The sequence below is a fragment of the Desulfosarcina sp. genome (assembly GCF_033791525.1).
Taxonomy (GTDB): Bacteria; Desulfobacterota; Desulfobacteria; order Desulfobacterales; family Desulfosarcinaceae; genus Desulfosarcina.
Map to the genome: position 1 here is coordinate 1 of NZ_JASJGN010000243.1, position 3,687 is coordinate 3,687.

The 3,687-nt window shown below is 59.7% G+C and carries 3 protein-coding genes; all 3 read right to left on the reverse strand.

Going from position 1 to position 3,687, the window contains the following annotated elements:
* Positions 1 to 492: 492 nt before the first annotated feature.
* Positions 493 to 738, reverse strand: a complete 246-nt coding sequence (locus QNK41_RS12180; protein WP_319257232.1) for a hypothetical protein — start codon at positions 736 to 738, stop codon at positions 493 to 495.
* A gap of 207 nt (positions 739 to 945) precedes the next feature.
* On the reverse strand, positions 946 to 2,082 hold the full coding sequence (locus QNK41_RS12185; protein ID WP_319257234.1) for a lipocalin-like domain-containing protein: 1,137 nt from the start codon (positions 2,080 to 2,082) through the stop codon (positions 946 to 948).
* Between the two features lie 30 nt (positions 2,083 to 2,112).
* Positions 2,113 to 3,687, reverse strand: a 1,575-nt coding sequence (locus QNK41_RS12190) for an ABC transporter permease (protein WP_319257236.1), incomplete at its 5' end; no start/stop codon positions are given.

Genomic DNA, 3,687 nt, shown 5'->3' on the forward strand with positions numbered 1-3,687 from the left:
CGCTGGCCATGCAGATCGGAAACTGCACGGCCAACGAATCAAACACGTCACCGGCAAGGAGCGCCAGTTGATTGTCGACAGGGTTGTCAGTGGTATGATCAGGCATTTGATGTCGGGCTAAGCGGCGCGAGGTCCAGACAAGGCCAATCTATATTTTTGTAGATTGAACCGAAGGGTGTGGATTGCCCCACCCTTCCGGAAAGCATCACGCCCGCACAATCAGGATACGATGAAAAAACGATGGGCACCGGTTTCCATTATCGGCCCAGCATAAAGAAAAAGGGGAACGTTGTCGACCCATTAAACCCACCGCGCCATCAAGCTGTGGTTACACCTATCCCGGTTTTTTGCGTTAAATCCATGTCAGGAATCTAAAGATCAAAAATGTTTGCGCCTTGCCAAGCAGTATTCATGACAGCAAACGATCGCAGCTAACTTATCCGGCAGGCGTGGGACTTTGTAGTGACTGTGGGGGTTGCTTGATGGCACCGATCAATAGTAACGTTCGTCTCTGAGCTGGGCGATTTCAAGACCAAGAGAGACGCACTGTTTTCCTATCATACATGCATCTGCATCTTCTTCCGGCAGGTAGTGCTTGACCTTTTTGTTGCCCTTGCGCAGGTACACAACCGTCGACTGCTTTTCATCGTCGTAGTCCACTTCGATGTCGATACCGCATTCACCGATATCCGGGTATATGGATTTTATTTTTTCACACAGTGCCGCTTTGTCGACCATGGTGGACCTCCTGTTTAATTGGTTTGGATGTGTATAGAAGCTATTCATGCAGGCAAACTTGTCAAATTGACGGTTACGAAATGGGTGTTGGTGGTAAAAATGTCGGGAAAAGTTTGCTGTCCACGTATATCATTATGAGGAGGATCCATCATTCCGGATTGCAGCCAGCCGTCATGATCGTAGGACCGACATAGAAGCAGCGCCCGACTACATGGGCGCATCAAATGGCTGGGCATAACCGGTCAGCTCCACGTAACCGACGCCATCGATCGCCGTTTCATTGCGGGTTCCCTTGGCCTGGACACTGCCTTCCCAGTATACCACATTGGTGCTGTTCGGGGTGCGCATCTCCTGGTCGTCCAGGTTGGCCCTTACGATCAGTTCCAAGCCCAGCGGAACCACGGCCACCTGCCACTCGACCGGGTAGCGTGCGCCGCTGTGGGGACTGGTCCAATGCGACGACGGTTCGATGCGCACATCATCACGCAGCAGGGTCCGTGTGCGTCCTGAAGGAGTAACGATCGTTCCGCCGGAAGCCGGATTCAGGGTTCCGTCCCCATGACGCAGCAAAAAGATCATGATCTCGGTCCGGTCGGAAAGCTGCAGGCTGAACCAGTCCCAGCCGGTGATGCCCGGCTGCAGAGGTGCCGTGCTGAACTCGTGGTCCATCCAGGCCGATCCCCGTACCTCATGGCTGGTGCCGTCCACGCTCAGGGTGCCCGAGGCCTGCAGGCGGGTAAAGGAGTAGTAGCAGCTGGCCCGCTCGGGCGACTGTCCCTTGCGGCTGTATCCGATGTCGCCGTGCATGACCGCAGGCTTGTCCGGTGCCAGGTCGAGGGTCAGGGAAAACGCATCGGTGCTGGCCTGCAGGCGATGCGCCTCGGGCGAAATGGCGGCCTGCCAGTCAAGGACATGGATGGTTACCATGCCGCCCACCTGGTCCGCCCCAGCCAGGGAGAGAACCGGGCGGGCCATCCGTTCGGCCTGCAGATGGCGGCCGCCGCCGATGTCGCTGATCGCGGCATGGGCCAGGTATATCTGGTCGGTGCGCCAGGTCGAGGCCGGATCCGGCCACTGTCTGCGTTTGTCGGGCGGTTGCAGCCCGCTGCGGAAAAAGGTCAGCTGAAAGCCAAAGCGGCGGTTGTCGCCGTCGGTCACATTACCCGTGTAATACCACCATTCGGTGCGGTAATCCGTGTGAGGGCCATGATCGGCAGGGAAGGAAAGCCTGCAGGGGCCAGTGACCTGAAGAAATCCGTCGTCCGCCGCGATCGCCGTAAAGGCGGTAAGCGCAATCAGAAACGCGGTCCGGATAAGAAGGCTGAAATGCCTGCATGGTCTCATTTTGTTACTTCCTCTCCAACCCAATATTGATTAACGTGTTCCTCCGCGAAGCAGCATGGCCGGTGACGTGCTCAGGGCCAGATTGACCGCCGGCAGGGCGGCCAGCAAGGCCGCAGCGAAAATCAACGGCACGGCCATCATTAGAGACGGCCAGTCGACCTGGTAGACGAAGGTCCAACCGAATGACTGCCGGTTGACCACGAAGATCAGCAAGGTCGACAGAATGAACCCGCAGGCCAACCCGGCCGCCTGGCCGACCATCACGATCAGGCCCGCTTCCCAGAAAATCATGCGCCGCAGCTGGGCGGCACTGCCGCCCACGGCGCGGATGGTGTTGAGCTGCCGGCGGCGCTGGAGCACCAGCACGGCCAGGGTGGTGGCAATCCCCAGGGCGGCCACAACCAGGGCAATCAGCAGCAGGACGGTGGTGATGGCAAAGGTTTCGTCGAATATGCGCAGGACGGCCTGGCGCAGGCTCGGGCCTTCCATCATCTCGATCGTCTCCCCGCAGCAGTTCAGAAGCGAGGTGCGCACCTGGTCGACGGCGCCTGCCAGACCGGGGCCTCGCTCGGTTAAATTGACCTGCACGCCGCTCCAGGTCGGATCGTCGAAGCGCCGTTGGTAGTGGGCCAGCGAATAGTACACCGCGCCGCCCCGGGTGCGATAATCGCGAAAGACCCCCAGAATCGGCTCGTCGAGCAGATGCCTGCCAATCTGCACCCGATAGCGGTCGCCGGTTTCCAGACCGGTGCTGTTGGCGAAAACCTCGGATACCGCGACGCCCTTGCCGGCGATCAGATCGGCTTCGACTTGCCGGATGTCGCCGCCCATCCATATAAATCGGCTGCGTCGTGCATAGGCGTCGTAATCCATGGCCTCGAAAAGATGTTGGTGGCCGTTGACCTGTAATTCCAGGCGGTGCATGGGCACCAGTTCAACGGAAACCGGCAGGGTCTGCAGCGCTGCCACGACACGGAGCGGCAGAGGATCCCGGAAACGGTTCAGTTCGGCCAATTTTGGGCGCACGTAGATGTCGCCGGCGATGCTTTGCTCCACCCACAGGGCCACGGTGCTGCGGAAACTGTGAATCATGACCACCAGGGCGGTAAACAGGGCCACCGCCGTAATCAGTGCGCCCACGGAAATGGCCGTCTGGACACCGCTTTGTTTGAGATAACTGGCGGCCAAAAACGCCGGCTGGCCTCCCAGGTACAGCAACCGCGGGGCCAGCAGCCGGCCGAATTGCTGCAACATCAGGGGGGCCAATAGCGCGAAGCCCACAAACAACAGCAACGCCGCCAGGTACCCGGGCAGGGAGACCGACGGCGGGCTGGGCAGCCGGGCGATGGGATAGACCAGCAACAACAGGCCGACGCCCCCCAGGGCCATACGACGGATCAGCCGCGGCTGGATATTGGCCGTGGGGGCGATATCCAGCGCTTCGCGCGGAGGTACTCGCATGGCCTCGCGAGCCGGCTGCAGGGCCGCCAGCATGGACACGGCCAGGGTGACGCCAAAGGAGAGCAGAATTTCCCATGGGTCCAGGGTCAGTCCATCCACCTGCACGCGAACGAAAAGCACGGAAACGGTCCGGCTAACACCGGC